At 71.4% G+C, this 12,324-nt stretch carries 10 protein-coding genes; 3 read left to right on the forward strand and 7 right to left on the reverse strand.

The window, feature by feature from the left end; all coding sequences use genetic code 11:
* From AC08OU_RS16260 to AC08OU_RS16275, 4 genes are all read right to left on the reverse strand, one after another.
* The coding region (locus AC08OU_RS16260; RefSeq protein WP_476605235.1) for a DMT family transporter at positions 1-984 on the reverse strand (984 nt) is incomplete at its 3' end.
* Between the two features lie 193 nt (positions 985-1,177).
* Positions 1,178-2,578 (reverse strand): hypothetical protein, encoded by a 1,401-nt coding sequence (locus AC08OU_RS16265; protein WP_476600750.1) that lies wholly within the window; start codon positions 2,576-2,578, stop codon positions 1,178-1,180.
* Between the two features lie 62 nt (positions 2,579-2,640).
* Positions 2,641-3,687: an LLM class F420-dependent oxidoreductase gene (locus AC08OU_RS16270; protein WP_476600765.1), complete on the reverse strand. Its 1,047-nt coding sequence runs from the start codon at positions 3,685-3,687 to the stop codon at positions 2,641-2,643.
* Positions 3,688-3,856: 169 nt separating this feature from the next.
* Complete coding sequence (locus tag AC08OU_RS16275) at positions 3,857-5,242, reverse strand: XdhC family protein (RefSeq protein ID WP_476605236.1); 1,386 nt, start codon at positions 5,240-5,242, stop codon at positions 3,857-3,859.
* A gap of 201 nt (positions 5,243-5,443) precedes the next feature.
* Between AC08OU_RS16275 and AC08OU_RS16280 the strand changes: the two genes are divergently transcribed.
* Positions 5,444-5,953: an ester cyclase gene (locus AC08OU_RS16280; protein ID WP_476600756.1), complete on the forward strand. Its 510-nt coding sequence runs from the start codon at positions 5,444-5,446 to the stop codon at positions 5,951-5,953.
* 146 nt (positions 5,954-6,099) lie between these two features.
* Here the strand turns inward: AC08OU_RS16280 and AC08OU_RS16285 are convergent, their stop codons facing one another.
* Complete coding sequence (locus AC08OU_RS16285; protein ID WP_476600758.1) at positions 6,100-7,020, reverse strand: glycoside hydrolase family protein; 921 nt, start codon at positions 7,018-7,020, stop codon at positions 6,100-6,102.
* A gap of 213 nt (positions 7,021-7,233) precedes the next feature.
* On the opposite strand from AC08OU_RS16285, the gene AC08OU_RS16290 reads away from it, so the two are divergent.
* Positions 7,234-8,169 (forward strand): sulfotransferase family protein, encoded by a 936-nt coding sequence (locus AC08OU_RS16290; protein ID WP_476605237.1) that lies wholly within the window; start codon positions 7,234-7,236, stop codon positions 8,167-8,169.
* A gap of 31 nt (positions 8,170-8,200) precedes the next feature.
* Here the strand turns inward: AC08OU_RS16290 and AC08OU_RS16295 are convergent, their stop codons facing one another.
* Together AC08OU_RS16295 and AC08OU_RS16300 are read right to left on the reverse strand one after the other, a co-directional pair.
* Entirely contained in the window at positions 8,201-8,593 is a 393-nt protein-coding gene (locus AC08OU_RS16295; protein ID WP_011436808.1) for a DUF2237 family protein, read from the reverse strand.
* 67 nt (positions 8,594-8,660) lie between these two features.
* Positions 8,661-10,814 carry a HelD family protein gene (locus AC08OU_RS16300; RefSeq protein ID WP_476605238.1) on the reverse strand — a complete coding sequence of 718 codons (2,154 nt, stop codon included), beginning with the start codon at positions 10,812-10,814 and terminating at the stop codon, positions 8,661-8,663.
* Positions 10,815-10,946: 132 nt separating this feature from the next.
* Here AC08OU_RS16300 and AC08OU_RS16305 point away from each other — a divergent pair, with 132 nt between their 5' ends.
* Positions 10,947-12,209 carry a TIR domain-containing protein gene (locus AC08OU_RS16305; RefSeq protein WP_476605239.1) on the forward strand — a complete coding sequence of 421 codons (1,263 nt, stop codon included), beginning with the start codon at positions 10,947-10,949 and terminating at the stop codon, positions 12,207-12,209.
* Positions 12,210-12,324: the final 115 nt, after the last annotated feature.

Raw genomic sequence — 12,324 nt, forward strand, 5'->3', positions numbered from 1 at the left:
GCGCAACGCCGGCCCCGGGACGCCGGCCCGCCGGCTGCGGCGCAGGTCGGCGCGCAGCCGCTCCAGGTCATGGTGCACCTGTTCCTCCAGCCGGGACAGCCGCCCCTGGGCCTGCCTCGCCACCAGCCGCGACATCTGCCCGGTGATCAGCGGAGACGTCGCCAACGTGCGGACACCCGTGACCATCACGGCCAGTCCGAGCACCTCACCGACCAACGCGAGGGGCGCCAGCCGCAGGTCGCCGCCCAGCAGGGCCACCCCGATCACCACCCCGGCCAGCGGCTCGCTGCTCACCGCGGCGGGCAGCGACGCCGGCAGCGGCGCCATCTCGTAGGCGCTCTGCAGCAGCAACGCACCGACGATCGCCGTGGCCACGACCGACCAGGGCTGCCAGGACACCAGGACCGCATCGATCCCGCGGGTGGTCAGCAGGTGACCGATGCTGCTGGTCAGGGCGGCCTGTATCGCGGACAGCAGGCCCACGGCCGTAGCCAGCATCGGGGCCCGCCGGGCAGCGGTGAGCCGCCGCGTCCCCCACACCGCACCGCACACCAGCCCGCCGGCCACCGCGCCGGTGAGGACCCAGCCGAACGTCGAAACGGCCCCCGGATCGCCCGGGTGCGGATCTCCGGCGATCAGGAAGAGCACGAGGCCACCGGCCGTCGCCGCGGCCGCCGCCCAGTCGCGGCGCGGCACCGCCCGCTGCGCCAGCAGGGCGGCGAGCGGCAGGGCGAACAGTAGCTGGCAGATCTGCAGGGATTCGACGAGGGCCACCGCGCCCCGGCTCAGCGCCGCCGCGGCCAGCACACTGCCGACCACCGCGACGGCGACCCCGACATCCCACCACGGTCGCCGCACCAACCACAGCAGCAGCCGCAGCCGCAGGACGTCATCGGGCGGCGCCCGGAAGGCAACCCGCTGCTGGATCACCGCGGCCACCGCGAAACACACCGCGGAACCGAGGCCGAGCAGATAGGTCGCCACTCCTCCTCTCCTCCTCGATCCCGCGACGTACCTTCCCGGGGAAGGCCAAGGCCTCACACGGCCGGCCCGGTGCGGTCCGGCAGCTCAGATCCCGCTCATCATGCCTGCCGGATCCAAGATCAGGGAAATGACCCCGGCCGGGACCACACCTTCGTCCGCCGCCGGGTAGCACGCCCGGGCTCGGACGGGGAGGTCACTCACGGCCGACGGCACGGGTCTGCTTGTGGAGCTGGTAGATCCAGGGCGGGATCGTCGCCCAGAACACAATGACGTTACCGATGATCACCCCTTTGGCTCCGCCGAGGAGGAGGCCCGTGACCGGGCCGGAGAGCAGGAAGGGCGTGAAGAAAAGATTGATCCAGAAGGTGAGCCTGGTCCGGCCGAAGGCGTAGAGCACGGCGACCGGTCCCACCGACAGCGCCGGCCCGGCCTGCGCGATCATCGCGAGGAGAAGGAGTTCACGGGTCTGGCTCCAGGTGTCGCCGAGCAGGGCCGCCCCGAAATCGTCGGGGAGGATCAGGAAGATGAGGGTCCACAGCACGCTGGAGGCAACCACCAGCGCGGACACGGCGTAGGCGGCGCGGATGATCCGACGGGCCGGGGCGCCCCTGCGGCGGGCGAACTCGGGGATCGCGAAGCTCATCAACGCGACGGCCAGGTTCGTCGTGGGGGCGAGCAGGGTCTGCAGACCGCGCAGAGCACCGACGAGCGATGGCGAGCCGATCCCGGCGATGATCAGAATCGACGTCTGCTGCGCCCCCTGGACCGTCACGAACTCGGCGGTCATGAAGCCGGCCGTCTCGCGGTGACCAGCGAACCAGGCGAGCGCCCGCCGCGGGGCGGGCCAGACCCGATGCTGCCCGATGCCGACCACCGCGGCCAGCGCCGCGGCGGCACCCCAGACGAGGACCATCACCGGCGCGCCGCCGGCCGCGGCCCGCCCGCCGATGGCCGCCTCCGGCCCGCCAATGGCCAGCAGGACGATGCCCACGCCCATCCCGGCCGCCCAGACGAGATCGTTGACGACGGCGCGGAGGGGGCGTCCCTGGGCGAACGACGTGTAGCGCCAGGCGTCCTGCACCAGCAGGGCCGGCATGACCACACCCATCGCGATCAGGTTCGTCCCGACCACGCCCTCGAGGACGCTACCGACCGCCATCAGGCCGGCGCCCACGACGGCACCGAGTACCAGGGCCAGGCCGGACGCGGCGCGAGCGGCGGCGCGGAACGCGGCCGGGGCGGCGGCGTAGCTGATCCCCAGGGGCGCCGTGGCAGCCGCGCGCGACAGGCCGACGACGATCGCGAAGATCGTGTAGGCAATCGCGAACGCACCGAACTCGGTCGGGTCGACCCGGCGGGCGATGATGAAGTTGATCGCCGCGTTGGTGCCACTCGACACGACCTGGTCGACGATCGTCCACAGCGCGTTGGTCCGGCCGCGGGACCGGGACGGGTACGGATCGGCCGCCGGTAGATCCGCTGCCGCTGGATCCGCCACCCCTGGACCCGCCGCGATCTGCTCACGCGTGTCACCGTTGGTCAGACCGTCGGTGACGGCGGGGCCGTCACGGTACGCCCACCGCGGTCCGCCCACGCCGATGACCCTATCGTGACGTAAAAGTCATCTTGGAATCCCCCGCCTCAGGCGGAGAGCCATCAAAGGCCGTCGGCGAGCTCGCGGATCTGCTCGATGAGACGCACCCGCTCCAGGTGTGTCGGCGCCACCGGATTGACCGCGAGCGTCGTGACCCCGGACTCCGCGAACACGGCGAGCCGCTCGGCCACCCAGCCGCGCGGCCCGATCAGGGAGAGCCTCTCCAGCAGGCCGGCCGGCACCGCGGCGGCGGCTTCCCCCTTACGGCCCGCGAGGTAGAGGTCCTGGACGAGCTTCGCCTCCGCGGCGTAGCCGTAGCGGTGGGCCAGGTCGTTGTAGAAGTTGCAGCCCCGCGCGCCCATGCCCCCCAGGTACAGCGCGACCTGCGGCCGGTCGGTGTCGCGCAGCGCGGTGACGTCGTCGCCGACGGCCAGGGAGGCCCCGGCCCAGACGTCCAGGGTGCCGAGCGCCGGGTCCCGCCTGGCCGTACCGGCCCGCACCGCCTCGCCCCACACCTCGTCCGCGCTGTCCGGCAGGTAGAAGGCGGGCATCCAACCCTCGGCGAGCTCGGCGGCGAGCTCGACGTTCTTCGGGCCGAGCGCGGCCAGCACGATCGGGATCCGGTCCCGCACCGGCCGGTTAATGATCTTCAAAGGCTTGCCGAGACCGGTCCCCCGCCCCGCGGCGAGCGGGATGTCGTAGTGACGGCCGTGGTACTCGAGGACCTCCCGGCGCCAGACCTTCCGGCAGATCTCGATGGTCTCGCGGGTCCGGCCCAGCGGGGCATCGTAGGGGACACCGTGGAAACCCTCGATGACCTGCGGCCCCGACGCGCCGATCCCGAGGGTGAACCGCCCGCGCGAGACGAAGTCGAGGCCCGCGGCGGTCATCGCGATGAGGCTCGGGGTGCGCGTGTAGAGCTGCATGATCCCCGAGGCGATCTCGACGCGCGAGGTCCGGGCGGCGAGGAACCCCAGCTGGCTGACCGCGTCGAAGCTGTAGGCCTCGGCGACCTGGATGACCTGGAGCCCGGCCTTCTCGTAGTCGGCGAGCCCCGAGACGGTCTCCTCGAAACCTCCGCTGTACCCCAGCGACATCGCGATGCGCACGTACGCCACCCCTCCGGCCAGCTCCCGCCACGGCCCCGTCGACCCTGGCGTCTCACCCCCTGAGTTTGACTCCGGCCGCGGTTCGGGCACCATCGATCACGTCCGGGGCGTCGGATTATGATCTCGTTCTTTTATGATCTTGAACGCGGATGCTCGTCAACACCGTTGATTATCTTGCTGTTCCCGTGCACCCGTCCGTGGCCTCGCCGGCCTCGCCAGGTTCGGCGTGGATGCGGCCGCGGGTGGCCCGCAACGGGCGGCCGCTCCCGCCCCACCGGTTCTGGATGATTTCCGCGGCGATGGAGACGGCTGTCTCCTCGGGCGTGCGCGCACCCAGATCCAGTCCGATGGGTGAGCGCAGCCGGGCCAGGTCTGGCTCGCTCACCCCGTCCTCGCGCAGCCGGCGCAGCCGGTCGGCGTGGGTGCGCCGCGACCCCATCGCCCCGACGTATCCGGCCGGGGAGCGCAGCGCCGCGCGCAGCACCGGGAGGTCGAATCTGGGGTCGTGGGTGAGGACGCAGATCACCGTGCGCGCGTCGACCTCGGTGCGGGCGAGGAACGCCGCCGGTCGCTCGCATACCACCTCGTGGGCGTCAGGGAACCGGCGAGGAGTGGCGAAGACCGGCCGCGCGTCGCACACCGTCACCCGGTAACCGAGGAAACGCCCGATGCGGACCACCGCGGCGGCGTAGTCGATCGCCCCGAAGACCAGCATCCGCGGCGGGGGCGCGAACGAACGGACGAACACCGGTACCGCGTCGGGTCGCCGCTGCCCGCGAGGGCCCTCCTGCCCGCGGCGACCCCCCTGCCCGTGGAGACCGTAGCGACGCAGGCCGCTGAGCCCGGCCGCGAGCATGCCACGGGCGTCGTCGACCGCGGCCTCGTCGAGCCCGGACACCTCGGACGCACCCGACGAACCGGCGGTCCGTTCCGGCCACACCACGACCTGGCTGCCCAGCCGCTCGCCACCGGCCACGGTCAGCAGGGCTACCGGCTCGTCGGCGGCGATCGCTGCAAGGACCGCGTCGAGCGGCGATGGCCCCAGGTCCGGCTGGCCCGGTGGGGGCGACAGATCTGACCCGTCGGGCAGGTGCGGCAGGTGCGGCGTAACAACGAGATCGATGACGCCGCCGCAGGTGAGCCCGGCGGCGAACACGTCGTCGTCGCAGATCCCGTAGGTCTCGAAGGCCGGCGCCCCCGTGCGGACCACCTCGGCGGCCACCTCGTACACGGCGCCCTCCACGCAGCCGCCGGACACACTGCCGACGACCTCGCCGTCGGCAGCCACGGCCATCGCCGCACCCGGCTGGCGCGGCCCGCTGCCCCGGACATCGACGACCGTGGCCACGGCGAACGCGGTGCCCGCCGCCCGCCACCGGCGCAGGGTACCGGCGATCTCGCGCACCGCCCCCACCTCCCCCGCCGACCGGGCGGACCCGCGGGCACGCGCGCCCCCGAGCCCTGGCGTCACCGCCACGATAGAAGCCGGCAAGGGCCGCAGGGACCTGACGGTCGCGATCATCACCGGTGCGGGCGGCACGTTCCGCTCCAGCATGGCGGACGCCGCAACGCCGCGTCCCGGTCCACCCGGTCCTGCTGGCCGCATCCCGGAACTCCAGCCATCCCGCCACGCGTGCCCGCCTAATTACGACATGCACCGTAATTCGAAGAGCCGAACTGTTCCGCACCCAAACCTGTTGTACGATGAATCCGCAACGAATTCTCCTTCTACGAGAAGGACAAGGAAATAACGACCATGACCACTATTGCCACCGAGGAGCGTATCTCCTGGCAGCGCGCGACAATCGAGGAGCACATCCGCCAGGAGAATGCCAAGGATTGGGAGAAGGTCTACGACACCTTCCTGCGCGACAAGCGCGCCTTCTACGACGTCGTCCCGCTAAACGCCCGCTACGAAGGAATCAACGGCGTTCAGGAGTTCTACGAAACGCTCGCTCTTGCCCTACCGGACTTCATCGTCACTGTCACCGGAGAATACGACCTCCCCGGCTACTCCTGGCGAGAGGTGACCCTGGCAGGGACACATCAGGGCGAGTTCGCCGGCATCGCCCCTCAGGGTCGTCCGGTTCATTTCGAAGGCGTTGTGCTTTACATCTTCAGTGACCAGGAACCGGACAAAATCATCGCCGAACGCGCGTACTGGGACAACGACTCGATCTTCCGTCAGATGAAGGGGGAGACCGATGCTCCGCGCGGCGGCGTGGGCCTGACTGACCGCGAACCCATCCGAACGGCCATCGCCTGACCCGAACCCGCGGGCAGGGCGCGCCCTCGTCGCGCGAGCACCGCCGTGCCTCTCCCTGGACGCGGCCCCTCCCTAAGGCCGGCAGCACCCCCGCCAAGACGCCGCCAACCAGGGAAAACGACGGCGTTCAGGACACCGGGGGCAGCTCAGGGGGCCGGGTGCAGCTCCGTGCGCAGCTCGTGGCTGCCGTCCGGCCGGGAGGCCTCGTAGTACAGCCGCCGGCCGCCGTCCAGGAGCTCGACCACGCTGACGTAGCGCAGGGCGCCGTCCCCGTCCGGACAGACCGCGACCGGCTCGGTGCCGACCGCGTGGAACCGGTCGACGGTCACCCCGACGGCGAGGCCGGTGCGTTCCGCCCAGTTCTCCGCCGCGGTGGCCCGACCGTCGTACAGGGCGACCGACTGGGAGCCGCCCGTGAGCACGGAACTGATCCGCACGCCGCGGGCGTCCCAGCAGCCGGGCCGGGGCGCCAGCGCCGTTCCGGTCCAGGTCCAGGTCATGCCGTCCGGGCTCGTGGCGTGGCGGCTGTCCATCCGGTCCGTCGCCAGCGGGTCGTCGAGCAGGTGGCAGGAGGCCCACAGATGCCACTGCCCGCCGTAATGGACCACGACCGGGTCCTTGACGGCGAGGCTGGCCGGATCTCCGGGCAGGACGGTGCGGCGGCGGGCCGGGTCGAACGCCGCGGGGTCGTCGGCCTCCAGCAGGTCCACCCACCAGTGCGGGCTGCCCGGAGCCGCGCAGCTCACATAGAGCCGCCATGATCCCTGCGGGGTCACCACCAGAGCGGGCCGCTCCAGGCTCTCGGCGCCGAACGGGTCCCGGGGCACGACGGCGATCTCGGTGAAGCTCTCCCCGTCGGTGGAGCGGGCGATGACGACGCCGAAACCCCGGCCGATCCCGATGGGACGGCGCAGCCGATAGGCCAGATAGAATACGCCATCCACCATAATGGCGCACGGCGCGCCGGCCCAGTACCCCGGGCCGTCACCGGGCGGCGCGACCACGGTCACGGCGGGCCTCAGTCCGGGGAGCGGTACGGTCGTCGCCACCAGGTGCTGTTTGCTCATTACCACGCAGCAACCCTACCGACGGGGTAAGGATGACGAACGTTCCGTTCCGTTCACGCCGTCCCGCCCTGACCGCTACCATCTTGAGGTCCCCGGTCGGATTACTGGAATATGTGAGGTGCGTGCCCCGGCCCCGGGGCTGCCTACGGCCGGATCCGCCCGCGGCCGACCCCAGTCGCCCACCGACCCCAGCCGTCCAGGAGCGCCCGTCATATGGCCCTTCCCGACTTCCTCGTGATCGGCGTGCCGAAAGCCGGAACGACGGCGCTGCACGCGGCACTCGTCCGGCACCCGGCGCTGTTCCTCCCGTCGGCGAAGGAGCCGAAGTTCTTCCTGTCACCGGGGCCGCCGCCGGCCCGGGGCGGCCCCGGTGACGCCCAGACGTACCAGGAGCACGTGTGGCGGCGGGCCGACTACGAGGCGCTGTTCGATGCCGCTCCGGCGGGGACGCTCAAGGGCGAGGCTACTCCGTTCTACCTCTACGACCTGGACGCCCAGAACCGGGTCAGGCGGTTCCTGCCGAAGGCGCGGATCATCGTCATGCTGCGCAACCCGGTCGACCGCGCGCATTCGAACTGGACCCATCTGTGGGCGGCGGGGCTGGAGCCGGAACGTGACTTCGTCCAGGCCTGTGCCCTGGAGCGTGAGCGCCGGGACGCCGGCTGGGCCCAGTTCTGGCACTGCGTCTCCCTAGGCCTGTACGGGGAGCAGCTCAGCCATCTGTTCACCCTGTTCTCCCGCGACCAGGTCCTGCTGCTGCGCTACCGGGACCTGCGCGACTCCCCCGCCGCCACGCTGGACCGGGTCTGCGAGTTCCTCGGCGTCGAGACGGGTCTGGTGGACCTGGTGCCCGCCGAGAACGTCACGCCGTTCGTCGCGGACACCCCCGTGAACAGCGTGCTGCGCGCGGCGCTGCGCACCGGCGGGCGGATCGGGCATCACTTCCCGGTTCCCGTGCGCAGGACCTTCCGCGGTCCGCTGCTCACCGCGTTGCAGCGGCAGAAGGGCGGGCGCCCGAAGCTCACCCCCGAGCAGCGCCGCGCCGTGCTGCCGTATTTCGTCGACGACATCGCCCGCCTCGAGGAGATCACCCGCCTGTCCTACGCCGACTGGCTCACCGTGGGCCTCGAACCCGAGGTCATCGACTGACGGGGCCGGCGACTGACGGGGCCGGCCGAGGTCAGCCGAGCGATCGTGGGTCGGCGGGCACGTCGACGGCGTGGGCGCGCAGCGCCTCCAGCGGGATGACCTCCAGGGCGCGTTCGTGCGTCGAGGCCAGCACGACAGGCGCGGCGGCCCCCGCCTCGTAGGCCTGCAGCCACCGCACCGCGACCACGCACCAGCGGTCACCCGGGCGCAGGCCGGGGAAGGAATACTCGGGTCGGGGCGTCGACAGGTCGTTGCCGACCTGCCGCTGGTGCCGTAGGAACTCGGTGGTGACCACCGCGCACACGGTATGGCTGCCGAGGTCCTCCGGACCGGTGCTGCAGCACCCGTCGCGGTAGAAGCCGGTCACCGGGTCGGTGCCGCAGGGCTCCAGTTCCCCACCGAGAACATTTCGTTCATCTGCCACATCGACAGTTTCTCCCACTCGTCCGGTGGCGACACGGCAACCACCCGGATCGGGCCCGCGAGGTCGCTCACCGCAGCTGTACGGGCAGCGCGTCGGCGTGCACGACGGTGAGGGCGCTCACGGCGCGGGTGAGGACGACGTAGAGCCGGCACAGCCCCTGCAACGGCCGCGCCTCACCCGCCACGATCGCGGCGGGTTCCACCACGATGACATGGTCGAACTCCAGTCCCTTGGCGAGCGAGGCGGGCACGAGGCAGGCCCGCCCGGGTGGGGTGTCCCCGTCGAGCGGGACGATCGGCAGCCGCGCGGCGTCCAGCGCCGCCGCGAGTGCCGCCACCTCACGGTCGGCGATGATGATCGCCAGCGAGCCGGGGTGGGGCAGGGTCCGGCGGGTGTGGTCGACCACCGCGGCGGTGAGCCCCTCCGGGGTGGTCGGGGCCGTCGTCAACGCGCCGCGCGTGGTCCGCGCCGAGATCGCCGGGCGCAGATCCGGGGCGATGTGGCGCAGGATCCGGTTCGCGAAGTCGAGGATCTCCGCGGGCACCCGGTAGCCGCGGGTCAGCACCTCCAGGTGCGCCGTGGGTTTGCCGAGATGGGCCAGCAACGTCGGCCACGAGGTCGCGGCCCAGCCGGTGGTGCCCTGGGCGATGTCCCCGAGGACGGTGGCGGAGCCGTCCGCGCAGCGGCGGCCGAGCGCGCGGCACTGCATCGCGGAGAGGCCCTGCGCCTCATCGATGATCACGTGCCCGAAGCCCGGTTCGCTCTCGATGAGGTCCCGGGCCTCATCGATGCAGAACGCGTCGGCGAGCGACCAGCGCGCCGTCCGGGCCCCGCCTCGCGGTGCGCCGGTCAGCAGCAGGCGCTGTTCGTCGCCGGTGAGCACCCCGCTGGCCGCCGACGCCAGGAACGCCGGGTCGGTGAGCAGGCGGTGCACCAGGCCCGGCGCGTCGGCCCGCGGCCAGACCGCCTCGACGGCCTCGCGGACGGCCCGGCCGCGGGCGAGGGTGCGCAGTGCCCCGTCGGTGAAGAAGTGTCCGCTCGCCTCGGCCCGGCGGCGGACAGACTCGGCGATCCGGCCGGCCAGGCGTGCCCGGGCGGTGCCGTAGCGCAACGCGCCCGCCCGCAGCTGCGCAATCAGGTCGGCGGCCAGGTCCGCGAACTCGTCGGCGCCGACCGTCCACCGGCCGACCCGGGTGTCCACGGAGACCGGCCGGGTGGGCAGGCGGATCGCCCCGTGCAACGCCCGACGGATCACCGTCGCCACCCGGGCGTCGCCCTTGAGCGCGGCCACGTCGTCGGGGTCCGTGCCACGCACGGCGACCGCGCCCACCACGTCGTCGAGGGTGCTGTGCCGCACCGTGAACTCCCCGAGGGAGGGCAGCACCGCGGCGATGTAGCCGAGGAAGGCGCGGTTGGGGCCGACGACGAGTACCCCGGAGCGCCGCAGCTGCTCGCGGTGGGCGTAGAGCAGATAGGCGGCCCGGTGCAGCCCCACGGCGGTCTTGCCCGTCCCCGGGGCGCCCTGGACGCACACGCTCACGGCGAGATCCGCCCGGACGATCTCGTCCTGCTCGGGTTGGATCGTCGCGATGATGTCGCGCATCGGCCCGGTGCGGGGCCGCTCGATCTCCCGGTCCAGCAGGCCGCCGGCCGGCCCGGTCGCCTCTCCCGGTGCCTTTCCCGCCGCCGGCTTTCCCGCCGCCGGGCGGCGGGGGACGAGCGGTTCGTCCTCGAACGCGGTGAGCTCCGCCCCGTCGTAGCCGAACCTGCGTCGGACCGTGAGCCCCATCGGGTCGCCCGGATGCGCCCGGTAGAACGGCCGGGCGACCTCGGTGCGCCAGTCGACGACCAGCGGATCGTCCCCGGCAGCCTCGCGCACGTGCCGCCGCCCGAGGTAAAATCGCTGGCCGGGGACCCGGGGCGCGTCGGGCCCGTAGTCGACCCGGGCGAAGAACAGCGGCGTCGAATCCTCCTGCTCGGTGAAGCTGGCGAGCCGCCGTTGCTTCGCCAGCTTCAGGTAGGCGTTCGTCACCTTGTCCACGACCGCGTCGCCCGCGGCGATCTCCGTTCCCTCGATCTCGGCCCGCATCCCCGCCAGCGCCCGCCGGCTGCGCCGGAGGTGCTCGCGTTCCGCGGCCAGCTCCGCGTCCGGTCCGGCCACCTCGACGGTCAGATCGACCGGATCCACATCCGGTTCGGCGTTCATGCTGTCGATCACCACCGAGCGCCCCTTTCTTAAGTCGGCAAGAAATGCTATCCGGGCGAGGACGGCACTCCCCGCGTTCCTTGAGGACCGAGACTGGCGGAGTCGCGCGTTCGACTCACATCCGGGACGGCGGGTCTATAGCGGTTCGTGACCGGATGGCATGCTGTAGGGCATGGGCGTGGATACGGGGATCCAACCCTCGGACGACGACACCGCGGGGGGCCGGCGAAGACGGACTTCTTCGTCTCCTACACCGCGGCCGATCAGCAGTGGGCGGAGTGGATCGCCTGGCAGCTGGAGGCGGCCGGCTACCGGGTACTGATCCAGGCCTGGGACTCCATCCCTGGCTCGATCTGGGCTTTCCGCATCCAGCAAGGCGTCACCGAGGCCGCGCGCACCATCGCCGTGCTCTCCGAGGCCTACCTGACCTCCGACCGCGTCCAGGCGAAATGGCGCGCCGTCCACGCCGCCGACCCGCTGGGCTTCGCCAGCAGGCTGATACCCGTCAAGATCACCGACTGCCCTCTGCCTGATCCGCATCCGCTCCGCCAGATCGTCTCGTTGGACCTGTTCGGCCTCGACGAGCCTGCCGCCACCACCCGCCTCACCAAGAAGATCAACTCTCTGCGCAAGAGCAGGGAAAAACCAAGCAAGGCGCCGCCCTTCCCTAAGCCTCCCTGGCCTGGCCCGGTTCCGCCTGTGGACCCATCACACAGTGGCCGCTCCACTATTGTCATTCGCGCTTGGCGGGGTGTCTGGCACTGGGTTCGTGCCCACCCGCGGCGGACCCTTGCCGTCGTGGTCGTGGTCGTGGTTGTGGTGACGACGTGGCCGCCCTGGCCGGGAGGCGATCCCGACCCCGCCCCACCATCCGGGCCGAAAATTGCTGCGATAGGCCAATGCGACAGTGTCTCGATCATGACTGGTCAGCCGGACAGCCCCTACAACAAGTACGGCGAGGCGCTGGCCGGTCTCCTCCGCACGGCCTACCCCGGCACGAAGGTGAACGTCGTAACGACGATCGGCAGCGCCCACAACCTGAACACCCTGCGCGACCCCAACGCACGCTGCAGCCTGTCGATCGTCCAGCTCACAACAGCGGTCGACGCCCGCTACGCTGTGTCGCAGTTCGCCGGCTCCCCGATAGACGAGTTGCGTTCGGTCGGACCGCTATGGTTCGACCTGCTGCAACTCGTCGTACGCCAAGGCTCCGACATCACTACCGCAGACCAGCTCTGCTCCGGAACACGCGTCGCCACCGGACTCCCGGACTCCGGAACCTTCCAGATCGGGCAGGTTCTCTTCCGCCAGATCCAGCTCGCCGCCGGCCCACAGCCCTCTGCCTGTTCCCTCACGCCTGCCACACCTGAGCCGATGACGCTGGTCAACGGCCTAGGGTCTGTTTGGTAAGTACGTCCCGGGGTTGGCCGTGGATCTGATGGTGATTTTCGGATTGCATGATCCGTTGTGTGGTGCGGGGTGACCTGACGCTGTCTCTTATACACATCTGACGCTGCCGACGACT

It is taken from the genome of Frankia sp. CcMO1 (assembly GCF_977945845.1).